The 11711-nt window shown below is 36.3% G+C and carries 11 protein-coding genes, 8 tRNA genes and 1 pseudogene; 16 read left to right on the top strand and 4 right to left on the bottom strand.

The annotated features are described in order from the left end of the window. Window positions 1-10 precede the first annotated feature (10 nt). The 10 genes from ACIQ4I_RS16540 (at window position 11) to ACIQ4I_RS16495 (ending at window position 1681) form a co-directional block, all read left to right on the top strand. Window positions 11-94 (top strand) — tRNA-Tyr (locus ACIQ4I_RS16540). 19 nt (window positions 95-113) lie between these two features. Further along, a tRNA-Trp gene (locus tag ACIQ4I_RS16535) sits at window positions 114-187 on the top strand. A gap of 32 nt (window positions 188-219) precedes the next feature. Beyond that, window positions 220-295 (top strand) — tRNA-His (locus ACIQ4I_RS16530). Between the two features lie 43 nt (window positions 296-338). Beyond that, a tRNA-His gene (locus ACIQ4I_RS16525) sits at window positions 339-414 on the top strand. 4 nt (window positions 415-418) lie between these two features. Continuing rightward, window positions 419-490, top strand: a tRNA-Gln gene (locus ACIQ4I_RS16520). Between the two features lie 8 nt (window positions 491-498). Next, window positions 499-573: transfer RNA gene (locus ACIQ4I_RS16515), tRNA-Gly, on the top strand. A gap of 16 nt (window positions 574-589) precedes the next feature. Beyond that, window positions 590-663: transfer RNA gene (locus ACIQ4I_RS16510), tRNA-Cys, on the top strand. Window positions 664-697: 34 nt separating this feature from the next. After that, window positions 698-778: transfer RNA gene (locus ACIQ4I_RS16505), tRNA-Leu, on the top strand. A gap of 118 nt (window positions 779-896) precedes the next feature. Then, window positions 897-1079 carry a hypothetical protein gene (locus tag ACIQ4I_RS16500; protein WP_403097988.1) on the top strand — a complete coding sequence of 61 codons (183 nt, stop codon included), beginning with the start codon at window positions 897-899 and terminating at the stop codon, window positions 1077-1079. 83 nt (window positions 1080-1162) lie between these two features. After that, complete coding sequence (locus ACIQ4I_RS16495; protein ID WP_403097986.1) at window positions 1163-1681, top strand: hypothetical protein; 519 nt, start codon at window positions 1163-1165, stop codon at window positions 1679-1681. Window positions 1682-1790: 109 nt separating this feature from the next. Here the strand turns inward: ACIQ4I_RS16495 and ACIQ4I_RS16490 are convergent, their stop codons facing one another. Both ACIQ4I_RS16490 and ACIQ4I_RS16485 read right to left on the bottom strand, forming a co-directional pair. Beyond that, entirely contained in the window at window positions 1791-2132 is a 342-nt protein-coding gene (locus ACIQ4I_RS16490) for a hypothetical protein (protein WP_403097984.1), read from the bottom strand. Window positions 2133-2460: 328 nt separating this feature from the next. Beyond that, window positions 2461-2742: a hypothetical protein gene (locus ACIQ4I_RS16485; protein WP_403097982.1), complete on the bottom strand. Its 282-nt coding sequence runs from the start codon at window positions 2740-2742 to the stop codon at window positions 2461-2463. 135 nt (window positions 2743-2877) lie between these two features. Between ACIQ4I_RS16485 and ACIQ4I_RS16480 the strand changes: the two are divergent. Beyond that, window positions 2878-3000: pseudogene (locus ACIQ4I_RS16480) on the top strand (hypothetical protein); the annotation flags it as partial. Window positions 3001-3256: 256 nt separating this feature from the next. Next, window positions 3257-4123 carry a glycerophosphodiester phosphodiesterase gene (locus tag ACIQ4I_RS16475; protein WP_403097980.1) on the top strand — a complete coding sequence of 289 codons (867 nt, stop codon included), beginning with the start codon at window positions 3257-3259 and terminating at the stop codon, window positions 4121-4123. Between the two features lie 220 nt (window positions 4124-4343). Here ACIQ4I_RS16475 and ACIQ4I_RS16470 read toward each other — a convergent pair whose 3' ends face one another. Together ACIQ4I_RS16470 and gabR are read right to left on the bottom strand one after the other, a co-directional pair. Further along, window positions 4344-4619 (bottom strand): histidine kinase, encoded by a 276-nt coding sequence (locus ACIQ4I_RS16470; RefSeq protein ID WP_403097978.1) that lies wholly within the window; start codon window positions 4617-4619, stop codon window positions 4344-4346. Between the two features lie 142 nt (window positions 4620-4761). Next, on the bottom strand, window positions 4762-6168 hold the full coding sequence (gene gabR, locus ACIQ4I_RS16465) for a MocR-like transcriptional regulator GabR (RefSeq protein WP_403097977.1): 1407 nt from the start codon (window positions 6166-6168) through the stop codon (window positions 4762-4764). A gap of 383 nt (window positions 6169-6551) precedes the next feature. Here gabR and ACIQ4I_RS16460 point away from each other — a divergent pair, with 383 nt between their 5' ends. The 4 genes from ACIQ4I_RS16460 (at window position 6552) to ACIQ4I_RS16445 (ending at window position 11486) form a co-directional block, all read left to right on the top strand. Next, window positions 6552-7958: an APC family permease gene (locus ACIQ4I_RS16460; protein WP_403097975.1), complete on the top strand. Its 1407-nt coding sequence runs from the start codon at window positions 6552-6554 to the stop codon at window positions 7956-7958. A 195-nt stretch (window positions 7959-8153) separates the two neighbouring features. Continuing rightward, a complete protein-coding gene (gene gabT / locus ACIQ4I_RS16455) occupies window positions 8154-9458 on the top strand; it encodes a 4-aminobutyrate--2-oxoglutarate transaminase (RefSeq protein WP_403097973.1) in 1305 nt (434 codons plus the stop codon). A gap of 14 nt (window positions 9459-9472) precedes the next feature. Continuing rightward, entirely contained in the window at window positions 9473-10858 is a 1386-nt protein-coding gene (locus ACIQ4I_RS16450) for an NAD-dependent succinate-semialdehyde dehydrogenase (RefSeq protein WP_403097971.1), read from the top strand. Between the two features lie 361 nt (window positions 10859-11219). Further along, entirely contained in the window at window positions 11220-11486 is a 267-nt protein-coding gene (locus ACIQ4I_RS16445; RefSeq protein WP_403097969.1) for a hypothetical protein, read from the top strand. Window positions 11487-11711: the final 225 nt, after the last annotated feature.

Genomic DNA, 11711 nt, shown 5'->3' with positions numbered 1-11711 from the left:
CCATGTTTTCGGAGGGGTAGCGAAGAGGCTAAACGCGGCGGACTGTAAATCCGCTCCTTCGGGTTCGGCAGTTCGAATCTGCCCCCCTCCACCATATTTAATACTTATTATATAGGGGCATAGTTTAACGGTAGAATAGAGGTCTCCAAAACCTTTGATGTGGGTTCGATTCCTACTGCCCCTGCCAATTATAAATTTAATGAAAAAACCAATATAATGGCGATTGTGGTGAAGTGGTTAACACACCGGATTGTGGTTCCGGCATTCGAGGGTTCGATCCCCTTCAGTCGCCCCATTTATTTTCATTAAACAAACAATGTATTTAAAATTATATAATGGCGATTGTGGTGAAGTGGTTAACACACCGGATTGTGGTTCCGGCATTCGAGGGTTCGATCCCCTTCAGTCGCCCCATTATTGGGGTATAGCCAAGCGGTAAGGCAACGGATTTTGATTCCGTCATGCCCTGGTTCGAATCCAGGTACCCCAGTTAAATATGCGGAAGTAGTTCAGTGGTAGAACATCACCTTGCCAAGGTGGGGGTCGCGGGTTCGAACCCCGTCTTCCGCTCCATTTAAATTAATACTAAGGCGGCATAGCCAAGTGGTAAGGCACAGGTCTGCAACACCTTTATCACCGGTTCAAATCCGGTTGCCGCCTCCATTAAATTTAAAAATAATAACTCTAATAATAATATGCCGGTGTGGCGGAATTGGCAGACGCGCACGACTCAAAATCGTGTTCCTTTGGAGTGTCGGTTCGACCCCGACCACCGGTATCCTATAATCAACGAGCAACGTTGGTATATCAAGACTTCACAGTTCATTCTGTGGAGTCTTTTTATTTTCCCTTGTACTACTGAATAATTACAAATAGTGTGCGAGGAGTAGTGTGCAATGAGTAAACGAAGAAATCTATTATCACAAGAAGAATTACATATAGCAACAAAGAATATTTTTGTTGCCCCAGATGAAGAAGCTATAAAACTGTTTTACGAAGATTGTAAACTGAGGAACTTGAGGCCACATACATTCAAATATTATCATGAGAGCTTAAATATTTGGTTACCTGATATTTGATATCTCCAGGGGCAATGTGCCGTTTCTTTACCTCTCTATCACGAATACTATAATGGTAGACTGATAGAGAGGAGGTGTTTTCTATGCCAAAGTCTTCTAATCCAAAGCCTTCTAAGCCAATTACTTTGACAACAGGTCCAGTTTGGCGAAATCCTAATACGGAGAGGGTTGTGGTTAATGTTTTAAATGTATCGGACAAACCACAGACAGTCACCGTTTCCGTCATTGACCGTACGAATTGTTTAAATCAAGAGACCGCTAAAATGGCGTTTATATGTGGAGCACCAGCAACACCTGTTGGTATCCAACCATCAGTATCATCTTGTGATCCATTATCTGATCCAACCTGTAACGCAGTACCTGTTACTTTTACGATTTCTCCCCAGTCTACATTGGCGGTCCATGCCTTTTTCAGTTCACCTTTTTTACCAGGTGCCCCTATGTTTGAAGCACGTGTGACAGGTCCGTTTTCAGCATCATCAATATATCCACCTAACCCATGTCGAATCAGCATGGTTGGTATCGACACAGCTGGTGTACCACAGATAGGGAATGTGTTTAATATGCCTGATTTTGTCGTTACTCCACCAAGTCCCGTATAAAATGAACGTATGATAACACTGCAAACGAACGGTAACTGACATTAATTACTGTTTATGCAAAAAAGTCTCTTGTACTACAAGAGGCTTTGTATATTAATATTCAAGTATTTTAAACTTCGAAATTCGCCCATTGTTTCAATAAGCTTCTCATTCGTTCTGAAGGAATATAACAATTCATTGGTTCGCCATTTCTGATACAACCCCTAAAGATGAATTGTATTAAATCAGATACTGCCAATAAATCCTCGTTTACATTTACGCCACGAGATGTAAAAAACTTTTTTTCGTTTGGGTTCATAAAGCGGTTATAAACGTAAGCCATAGCATTACGGTCACCATAATTGTTAGTCGCTCGAGCGTTAAAAGGAAGGAAATTATCTTTTTCACGATTTCCTTTTTTATCAAATTTACATTTTATTACATAGAAAATGGATATCTTTTTGTAAAGCATCACACATGCATGCATGTGTGTGTCTTAGTCCATGTACAGTGATTGGCCCAGTTCCAAGATCCACTAGAATATTTTCAGGAGTTTATTTGCATTTGAATTACTGATGACTTTATATTTTGAGGCAGAACTGTAGAAAACCAATCCATATGGATTGGACGGATTGTTGTAAATAACTCTTGGAATTTAGACATAGTAATTTCATCAACGTCAATGATTCGGTTCGACTGTTTGTTTTTAAGAGAAAAAAATAGGTAAAGTAAATATACTATCTAAAGAACTGCCGATATACATAAATCTTATACTTGAATTTGAAAAAATAATTGCTCGCTCACATCTGCTTTTTCCATAGGAATGCATGATCTTCCCCATCAGCCGTTTCCGAATCTCCCACAACCTGTTTACGGTTATTAATATCAGAAGCAAAACTGAATGTTCCTCCGAGCGTACCGAGATCGGTCATCACACCGTTTTGCCATAGGAAAGGATGGAATTCCAAATCATTAGCCGTAGTCGAAAATCCCACAATCTGTCCACGTTCATTTATATCATGAGCTTCACTGAATGTTCCCCCGAGTGTACCCAAATCAATCATATACGGTGTTATTCCCATATACATCATCCTTTCAAAAAATAAATTTATGAAAGTATATGAAAGATTTAATATGAATGATTGTGCTATACTCTCGTCTACTATAAAAAATCGGCTTTCTTAATAGTAGTTTACTAATCAGGTTTACGAGATTATACAATTATTTATTTGCTTTTTGATACTGGTGTAAGGCTTTCTGAAGTTGTTGGAAATGAAATAGATGATATTCAATTTGCCGAAGGTGTAATAAGAGTTAGACGTTCTTTTTTGTTTTTTTGAACTATGATCATATTTAGCAGAAATCTTGTTCCTCTAATCGTTTCTCATGGTATAAATTAAGGGGAGATTCATTGCGTTTTGTTCTTTTAATAAGAAAAACCAATAAATTTAGTGAAAATGGAATAGGGTAATTAGAATTACGGTAAAACTATCATTTCTCTCTATATATATTATTTACCAACATTTACAAGATAATTAAAAGAGATTAATATTCTCCTGTTATTCTTGAATAGAAGTCTATTAGAATAGATAGGAGATGTTGGAATTGAAAAGAAAATGGTTATCTGCTCTTGGTGCTCTGGTATTAGTCGGGGGGATTGCGACAACAGATGGAGGAACAGCTATGGCTAAAGAAAAATATAAGGATATCGAAAATGTCTCACATCGTGGTGCTTCTGGTTATGCTCCTGAACATACAATTACTTCCTATCAAATGGGAGAAAAAATGCATGGCGACTATATTGAAATCGATTTACAGATGACAAAGGATGGCCAATTAATTGCTATGCACGATGAAAAGTTGGATCGCACAACAGATGGGACAGGCCTTGTAAAAGACTATACACTAGATGAAATCAAACATTTGGATGCTGGAAGCTGGTTTAATGAAGCATATCCACAATATGCTAAGTCAGAGTATGTTGGATTACAAGTACCAACTCTTGAAGAGATTTTTCGAAAGTTCGGAAAGAATGCTAGCTATTATATCGAAACGAAATCACCTGACATATACCCTGGGATGGAAAAAGAACTTTTACGTCTTATAGATAAGTATGACATCAATAAACAGAAATTACTTCTTCAATCATTTAGTGCTGATAGTCTGAAAATAATGAATGAAATGGATCCATCTCTGAAACTAATTCAATTGTTATCCTATAAAAAGAATGCAGTGATAACAGATGAAGAAATCGCAAAGATTAAGGAATATGCGATTGGAGTGGGACCAAACCACACGTATTTAAATCAAGAATATATACAAAAGGTAGTCAACAGTGGACTTGAAATTCACCCATATACAGTAAATGACAAAGAAAGAATGCAGCAGCTAATTGACTGGGGTGTAACAGGAATGTTTACAAACTTCCCAGACTTGCTGAATGAGGTTAAGAAAGGAAAGTAAATTTCAGCGCCTTGATAATAGATAATCAAAAAAACTTTCTAATTAAGTGTTAGTGACAGTGTTTTGATGTTTGAAAGTCTTAACTTTTCTAGATTAAAATCCACGTCGGTATCATTAATGGAAATAGCGTTCAGTAATGCTCAGAAATGTTGATAAACAATATTTCTGAGCATTTTATATTATCAAGGACATGATAGAAAACGATTACTCTGATTTCCTTCTACGTCCCAAAGTTACCAAATATCATTATGCCGATAGCGTTTAGAGTTAAGACTAATAAAACTAACATTCCGATAGAAGAAATAATTAGAGCAATTATTTTTAAAAGACCATTTTTACTAAATAATGCAGTGAGAAATGAACCTAGTAGTAGTAATAATAATATAATTATGTCCCAAGAATCAGGTAATGGATTCAATACTTGTGGAGTGATAAAACCTAAAACGATTAACAAGAAGAACAACATTAATGAAACGATACTCAAATATCTTCTCATCACAATATCCTCACTTTCATTAAAATTGCCTTTTTTAACAAGAAGCAACTTGTTTTTCATTATAAAGAGATAGTGATGTAAAGTTAATTTTTGTTTTTGAGAAAGCATGCTACATATCATATAAGACTATCTATTTTTCATTTTACGATCCTTTAATAGTTGTAAAGAGTCGTTGAACAGCTTCTTTCATTTCTTCTTCCTTCAAGCTTGCAAAGCCGATAATAAAGCTATGTTCATCATCAGGTTCTTGTATTTCACTTAATGAAAATCTTTTAATATTAAAAAAATGAATACGAGCTTTCTCTGCTCTCGCGGTAATTTCTTCATAATCTCGTGTCGTCTTTATTTTAACGAGAAAATGTAAGCCGGCTGGAACATCTAATATGTTTATGTCATTTTTGAATGTTCTTTTTAGCTCTTTAATAAGCTTTTGTCGCATCGCTTCAAAATGATGTGTCATTTTGCGAAGATGCTTTTGGTAGAAGCCATCTTTTATAAAATAAAGTAATGTATATAAGTTCAATGTATTGCATTGTGGTAGTAAGTAATCGAATTTTTCACGATAGACCTCTAATAATTCTGGTGGCAACACCATGTAACTAATACGAATACCAGGGAATAACGTCTTAGAGAATGTTCCTGTATAAATTGTACGATTATTACGATCAAGACTTTGAAGGGAAGGGATATTACTTGTTCCGTATTTGAACTCACTATCGTAGTCATCCTCGATTATGTAGCGCCCCTCTTTGGCATTTGCCCAATTTAATAATTCAAAACGACGTGATACAGGCATAATAATACCTGTAGGAAATTGATGTGACGGCGTTGTGTAAAGTAGACCAATGTCTTTATGTTGAATGGCTTCAATTTGGAATCCACTATCGTCGAGAGGTACAGTATGAACTTTCCATCCTTTTCGTTGAATCAACTCATAATAGCGAGCATACCCAGGATTTTCTAATGCAATGGATTTGTTGTCACCGCATAATTCTAATAATTGTGAAACGAGCGCTTGACTTGAGGAATGAAAAATAATTTGTTCCGGTTCGCAGCGTACTCCTCGATTAAAGCTTATGTATTGTGCTAAAGTTTGACGAACTTCAATTGGTCCTTGATTGTGCGACATAAACGAAAGTTCATGATGAAATGTTTTCAACGCCTTCTGCTCACACTTTAACCATTCTTTGTATGGAAATAAATCCATATTTGCACTCATATGTGAAAATGAAATAATGTCTGAAGAAGATATCCTTGTTTCTTTCAAATGTTTTGGTAAAGGTTTAACTTCTTTTTCATCTGCTACATAAAGCGTAATATCCTCCACAAAATATCCCTTTCGCTCCACGCTATAAATATAGCCTTCAGCAAGTAACTGATCTAATGCAACGATAATAGAGTTAGTGCTGACTCCTGATTGCTCCGCTAATTGCCGTTTTGATGGAAGCTTTTCTTGCGGCTTATAGATACCAGATAAAATTTGATTTTTTATTTGTTGATAAATTTGTTTATATTTATATTCTCTCTCTGCATTTCGGTTTGCTATCATTTGAAATCTTCCTTTCAATCATCTGGTTCTTAAAAAATAAAAAAATTGGTTCTTTTCTTTTAATGATAAGCTGTTCATAATCTTCTGTAAACGCTGGACAAGGGGGAATTGAAAAGTGAATGTCACAACTAAGGCAGAAAAATTACTACGATAACAGCGAAAATATGTTTTCGAGCTGTAAGCAATGGCTCAATAAATTTTGCAAAAGAGGTAAGAGTTATTGATTTTAAGGGGAATGGATTGATTTTGCAGCAGGTATCGGAATGATTATGTAGGATAATCATCCAAAAGTAGTGGAAGCTGTAAAAACACAAGTGATTCACTTTATCTAAACGATAAGAGTTACTTTATCGGAAAGAGCCAAACACAAAGGGGGAATACATATGAGTAATAACAATAATAATAAAAATTTTACGAAATCAATGTCGAAGATTGATGTACTGTTTTTATCTCTTGGGGCAATGCTTGGATGGGGTTGGGTTGTTCTTTCAGGAGAATGGGTAGCAAGTGCAGGTTTTCTAGGAGCGGTAATTGCCTTTATACTGGGCGGTCTATTAGTTATTTTCATTGGTCTAACATATGCAGAGCTATCATCTGCGATGCCAGAAACAGGCGGGGGACTCGTCTTTGTAAAGCGAGCATTTGGTAAGAAAAGTGCATTTGTAACAGCTTGGGGAGTGCTATTTGGTTATGTATCAGTCGTTACATTTGAGGCAGTTGCTTTACCAACTGTAATTGATTATGTAATGCCAGTAGAGCATAAAGTGAGTCTTTGGACTTTAGGTGGTTGGGAAGTCTTTTTAACTTGGGCGTTGATTGGTACAGTTGGTTCGATTGCTTTAACAGCGCTCAATTTCTTTGGAATAAAGCCAGCTGCAGTTTTCCAAAACATTTTTACAGTAGCGATTGTATTAGTGGCAGGGTTAATAGTGTATGGTGCCATTGCTCACGGTGATTTAAAGAATCTAGATCCAATGTTCACTGATGGTATTGGTGGTACGCTTTCCGTCCTTGTTATGATTCCATTTTTATTTGTTGGCTTCGACGTTATTCCACAAGTGGCTGCGGAAATTAATGCACCTGGTAAATCAATTGGTCGCATTATTATCGTATCTATTATAAGTGCTGTGTGTTTCTACTTATTTGTTGTATTTGGTGTAGCTGTGGCACTTCCAGATGATCAGCTCTTGAAGAGTCAACTTGCAACAGCAGATGCAATGGTTGCTTTGTTTGGTAGTCCAATTTGGGGTTATATTTTAGTAATAGGTGGTATTGCAGGAATTATCACGAGCTGGAATGCTTTCATTATTGGTGGTAGCCGAATTCTTTATGCAATGGCTGAAAATAATATGATTCCAAAATGGTTTTCATATATGCATCCTAAATATCAAACTCCTACAAACGCGATTATCTTCTTAGGGATTTTAGCGGCAATTGCGCCATTTTTAGGGCGCCCAGCATTGGTATGGCTAGTAGATGCAGGTGGTGTAGGGATTGTAGTTGGTTATTTACTTGTTTCAATTGCATTTATCAAGCTACGTAAAACAGAGTCAGAATTACATCGCCCTTACAGAATTAAATATTGGAAATTCACTGGTATTATGGCGATTGTTTTAAGTATTTTATTTATTTCATTCTACCTACCTGGTATGCCGTCTGCATTAGTATGGCCTATGGAATGGGTTATTCTAGGTGTTTGGTGCTTAATTGGCTTTGGATTATATTCTTTAAACTCTATGAAAGTATCAGAAAATATTTTTGAGAAAAGCGAAAATTATACTTCAGAATGATGAAGCGTTATGTATGTTAGAAGATAGTTATTTGTAATAAGCATATTTGATGTTATTTAGATAAGACGAGTATCTATTTGATATAACTATTTTTATTTAGTTTATCTGGATCCTAAAAAAGCTGAAAATTGGTTCTTTTCTTTTCATCAGAAGATGACATAATTTTCTGTAATCACAACACGAGGAGGAATAAAAATGAAAGTCACTACTAAAACAGAGGAATTACTAGAAAAACGACAAAAATATGTTGTTCGAGCTGTAAGCAATGGTTCATTGAATTTTGCAAGAGAGGCAAAAGGGGCAACAGTTATTGATATAGAGGGAAATGAATGGATTGATTTTGCAGCAGGTATCGGTATGATTAATGTAGGCCACAATCATCCGAAAGTAGTGGAGGCTATAAAAGCACAAGTGGATCACGTTATTCATCCAGGATTCAATGTTATCATGTATGAAAACTATGTTGAGTTAGCAGAAAAGCTTTGTGAAGTTACACCAGGTACACATGACAAACAAGTTATTTTATTAAACTCTGGTGCAGAGGCAGTTGAAAATGCTGTGAAAATTGCCCGTCGTTATACGAAAAAATCAGGCGTCGTATCGTTTACACGTGGCTATCACGGTCGTACAAATTTAACAATGGGCATGACAAGTAAAGTTAAACCATACAAAGAGGGCTTTGGTCCATTTGCACCTGAAATATATAAAGCACCATATCCATACTTATATCAAAAACCAGCTGGTGAAACAGAAGTAGAATACGTAGATCGTATTATTGCTGAATTTAAAGACTTCTTCTTAACAACAGTATCTCCTGAAATGGTAGCTTGTGTCGTAATGGAACCATTACAAGGGGAAGGTGGATTCATCGTACCACCGAAAAAATTCGTACAAGAAATCGCGAAATTCTGTAACGAAAACAACATCGTCTTCATAGCGGATGAAATTCAAACAGGATTTGGACGCACAGGTAAATTATTTGCCATCGAGCATTTTGACGTTGTGCCAGATTTAATTACTGTATCGAAATCTTTAGCAGCTGGTATGCCACTTTCAGGTGTGATTGGACGTAAAGAAATCATGGAAGTTTCCGAACCAGGTCAATTGGGTGGTACATATGCTGGTAGTCCAACAGCCAATGCAGCGGCGTTAGCGGTAATCGAAATTATGAAAGAGGAAAAATTACCAGAGCGTGCTGAAATTATTGGTCAAAAAATTGAAAACAAAATAAAAGCATTACAAGCAAAATATCCCGAAATCGGAGATATTCGTCGTTTAGGTGCGATGGTAGCGATGGAAATTGTTAAAGATCCGGTGACTCGTGAAGCAGATAAATATCGTGTAACTGATATCGCAAATTATGCAAATCAGCATGGATTGTTATTATTAACGGCTGGTATTAAAGGGAATGTGATTCGCTTCTTACCCCCACTAGTGATCACGGATGAAGAATTAGAAAAAGGCTTTGCTATTTTAGAAGACGCTTTTGCGAATAGCTAAGGAGGAAGTCGTTAATGTCTACATTTATAGTAACCAACCCTGCAACAGGTGAAGATTTACAAGAAGTAATTGTTTCAAGTAATGAAGAAGTTCTAGCTGCACTTAAAGCAGGTCATACTGCTTTTAAAACATGGTCAAAAGTAAATGCACATAAACGTTCAGCACTTTTATCAAAGTGGGCTGATTTAGTTCGTGCACATCGTGCCGAAATTGGTGAATTAATTACACGTGAAAATGGTAAGCCACTTGCAGAAGGTCTAGGAGAAGTTGATTATGCAGTAAGCTACATCGATTGGTACGCAGAAGAAGCAAAACGTATTTATGGTCGTACAATCCCAGGTCATCAAGAGTCCAAACGTTTAACAGTTATTAAACAACCAATTGGACAAGTAGCAGCGATTACTCCCTGGAACTTCCCGGCAGCGATGATGACACGAAAAGCTGCACCAGCACTTGCAGCAGGTTGTACATTTATTGTAAAACCGGCAGAGGAAACACCGCTTACAACAATTCGTTTAATTGAATTGGCACATGAAGCAGGTATTCCAAAAGATGTTGTGCAATGTGTCAATGGTGATGGACCACGTATCGGTAAATTATTTACAGATAGCCCTTACGTACGCAAAATTACGTTTACAGGATCAACGCCAGTTGGTAAGGAACTTTTGCGGAATTGTGCTGATACGATAAAACATGCAACGATGGAACTTGGTGGTCATGCACCTTTAATCGTTGCAGAGGATGCAGACCTTGATTTGGCTGTACAACAAACAATTAATGCGAAATTCCGTAATGCAGGTCAAACTTGTGTTTGTCCAAACCGCTTACTTGTGCAAGATAGTGTAGTGGACGCGTTTACAGAAAAATTTGTAGCAGCAGTGAAACAATTAAAATTAGGTAATGGACTAGAAAAGGACGTAACAGTAGGCCCAATTATTAATAAAAAAGGGTTCGATAAAATTGTTAATCAGTTAGAAGATGCTGTATCAAAAGGTGCAGATATTGCGTGTGGCAATGAATATAATTATGATGATGAAAAAGGATATTATTTCATTCAACCAACAGTTGTTGTAGATGTAAATGATACAATGAAAATCATGCAGGAAGAAACATTTGGACCCGTAGCACCAATTACACGTTTCCATACATTAGAGGAAGCAGTCGAAATTGCCAATGGTACACCATATGGCCTAGCAGCTTACTTCTTTACTGAAAATTATAAAACGGGTGTGTACTTGAGTGAAAATCTTGACTTTGGTATTGTAGGCTGGAACGATGGTGCACCATCTGGGGCACATATTCCATTTGGTGGAATGAAGGAAAGTGGCATTGGACGTGAAGGTGGCCTTGAAGGCATCGAACCGTACCTAGAAACAAAATATATTTCTACAAATATATAACGAATACCAAAAGATATATTTTTTATTGTCAAAGAAATTTGTCGATTTTAAACGAATAAAAAAGACTGCCTAATTTGAGGTAGTCTTTTTATTTTGGAAATTCCTTTTACTGTTGCTTTTTTTTTATTGTGTAAAAAAATAGATTTGCTCCCATTAAAGCACAGAATCCTCTGTATAATAGGATATAAATTGTTGGATACGTGGATATAATTTAGATAACCGCGGATATATGAGTTGAAACCGCGGATGAAACAACCAAAATTGCGGAAACATATTTTTAAAAAGATAAATCTCCTGTATAAAGTGATACCTAATCGTAAATTATGGAAGTAATAATTGCGAAATACGGGAGGACTTCATTATGTACATGCAAACTGATCATAAAATTATCTATTGCTACAATTGTAAGTCGAATACAATTTACCACCATAAAGATACACACGGCAACAGTTATGTAGAGAGTCATTGTTCTGAGTGTGGATGGCTGGAATGGCAAAATAGAGCAGTCGAGCGTGAGAAGCAAAAATGGATTGACTATAACAAAGAGCAAGGGATTGGTATAAAATTACCGCAAATTAATGCTAGTGTGCAACTTGAAGAATCGGACGTAAATTACAAGACACGTTAGAATTTACAAGGTAAATATATAAGGTCGACAAAAATAAATAATTAGATCAATGAAGCTCTAGCGAATTTGTTAGGGCTTTTTATTATTTTTAAAGAGCCAATTGAAATTTCGGTTAAATTAGCAATAAATAGATAAACGATTTATATTAATAGGGCTAGCAATATTGTGTAAACTTAAAATAAGGGTCGGTTTCTTACTTGAATAATTATAAGTATGATAATACTC

This window comes from Rummeliibacillus sp. NPDC094406, assembly GCF_044763875.1.
Taxonomy (GTDB): domain Bacteria; phylum Bacillota; class Bacilli; order Bacillales_A; family Planococcaceae; genus Rummeliibacillus.
This window is presented reverse-complemented; position numbering and strand designations above follow the sequence as displayed.

Coding starts and splice junctions, on each gene's coding strand:
- ACIQ4I_RS16500 (WP_403097988.1), top strand. CDS start 897: ATGAGTAAACGAAGAAATCTATTATCACAAGAAGAATTACATATAGCA.
- ACIQ4I_RS16495 (WP_403097986.1), top strand. CDS start 1,163: ATGCCAAAGTCTTCTAATCCAAAGCCTTCTAAGCCAATTACTTTGACA.
- ACIQ4I_RS16490 (WP_403097984.1), bottom strand. CDS start 2,132: ATGCTTTACAAAAAGATATCCATTTTCTATGTAATAAAATGTAAATTT.
- ACIQ4I_RS16485 (WP_403097982.1), bottom strand. CDS start 2,742: ATGGGAATAACACCGTATATGATTGATTTGGGTACACTCGGGGGAACA.
- ACIQ4I_RS16475 (WP_403097980.1), top strand. CDS start 3,257: ATGTTGGAATTGAAAAGAAAATGGTTATCTGCTCTTGGTGCTCTGGTA.
- ACIQ4I_RS16470 (WP_403097978.1), bottom strand. CDS start 4,619: ATGAGAAGATATTTGAGTATCGTTTCATTAATGTTGTTCTTCTTGTTA.
- gabR (WP_403097977.1), bottom strand. CDS start 6,168: ATGATAGCAAACCGAAATGCAGAGAGAGAATATAAATATAAACAAATT.
- ACIQ4I_RS16460 (WP_403097975.1), top strand. CDS start 6,552: ATGAGTAATAACAATAATAATAAAAATTTTACGAAATCAATGTCGAAG.
- gabT (WP_403097973.1), top strand. CDS start 8,154: ATGAAAGTCACTACTAAAACAGAGGAATTACTAGAAAAACGACAAAAA.
- ACIQ4I_RS16450 (WP_403097971.1), top strand. CDS start 9,473: ATGTCTACATTTATAGTAACCAACCCTGCAACAGGTGAAGATTTACAA.
- ACIQ4I_RS16445 (WP_403097969.1), top strand. CDS start 11,220: ATGTACATGCAAACTGATCATAAAATTATCTATTGCTACAATTGTAAG.